This is a genomic window from Acidithiobacillus sp. TH-A36 (genome assembly GCF_057473445.1).
Genome location: NZ_JBYCKP010000454.1, coordinates 1 through 1,164 on the forward strand (window position 1 = coordinate 1; position 1,164 = coordinate 1,164).

The following is a 1,164-nucleotide window of genomic DNA, read 5'->3' on the forward strand; positions in this document are numbered from 1 at the left end:
GTCAGGGGATGGCGGCGGCGGGTTTCACTGTAGCGCTGCAACAGGGTGTCTTCGCCCGCTTCCAGAAACAAAATACGTGGATGCAGTCCATACGCAACCCGTAAATCTTTGAGGGCCTGTGGCAAGGCCGCAAAAAAATCGCGATTACGCACATCTATGCTGACGGCCGCCAATAACGACTGCCCCTCGCGATGCGCCAGCTGCGCGCCAAAAGCCACCAGCAGGGTAGCGGGTAAATTATCCGCGCAATAATAACCCTGATCTTCGAGCGCCTGGAGCACCGTGGATTTTCCCGATCCTGACAGTCCGCTGACAATAATGAAGTCCCGCTCCGCCATCATTCCTCCCCGGCACTCAGACGTACCTGTTCTTCAAAGTCAGCGAGCATGTCGCCTCCGGACTCTTTCACATACTGGCTGCGGGCTGCCGCTTCCACCAGCACGGCAAGATTGCGCGCTGCCGAAACCGGAATGCGCAAGCGCGTCAGCGGAACCCCCAGAATATCCAGGTTGTCGACCTTACCCTGCAGTCGGTCGATGTCGGCCAGCTCCATATCCTGCATATCCTGAATTTCGACCACCAGACGAATGCGTTTGGAACGGACGATAGCCGCCGCACCAAAAAATTCCCGGATGTTGATAATACCCAAGCCCCGCACTTCCAGAAAATTCCGCAAAGGAGCCGGACAATGCCCGGTGATCACCTGAGGCGCCTCACGCACACATAATACGCTGTCATCGGCTACCAGACGGTGACCACGGCTAACCAGCTCCAGCGCCAGCTCGCTTTTGCCGATACCGGCCTCGCCCTGCAGCAACAACCCAACGCCCAGTACATCCACCAACACCCCATGCACTTGCTGCCGGGGAGCCAGCTCGCGATGCAGGTAAAGTTGCAGACGGGCAAGCACCTTCGGGGCCTCCAACGCAGTCGTCATGACCGCCACTTGCCGGGACCGCAGTGCCTCCAGAAGCTCTGGACTCAGCGTTTCACTTTCGCACAGTACCAACAGGCTCAGCTTTCCCGTCAGAAATTGCTCAAAACTCAGGGGGTTATCCCGTAGAAACTGAAGTTCACAAGTTCCGGCTATTTGTACGACGTGGGGACGAATAAAATTCAGAAAACCGACCAGAGCCGCGCCACCGATATCGTCTTCCGCCCAGG

Annotated in this window: 2 protein-coding genes; both read right to left on the reverse strand. The window is 57.4% G+C overall.

The annotated features are described in order from the left end of the window. Nucleotides 1-338: RNase adapter RapZ (locus AC2VLY_RS11660; RefSeq protein ID WP_486922325.1), on the reverse strand; the 338-nt coding region annotated here is incomplete at its 3' end. Then, a partial coding sequence (gene hprK / locus AC2VLY_RS11665) for an HPr(Ser) kinase/phosphatase (protein WP_486922326.1) occupies nucleotides 338-1,164 on the reverse strand: 827 nt, incomplete at its 5' end. The genes hprK and AC2VLY_RS11660, both read right to left, overlap by 1 nt.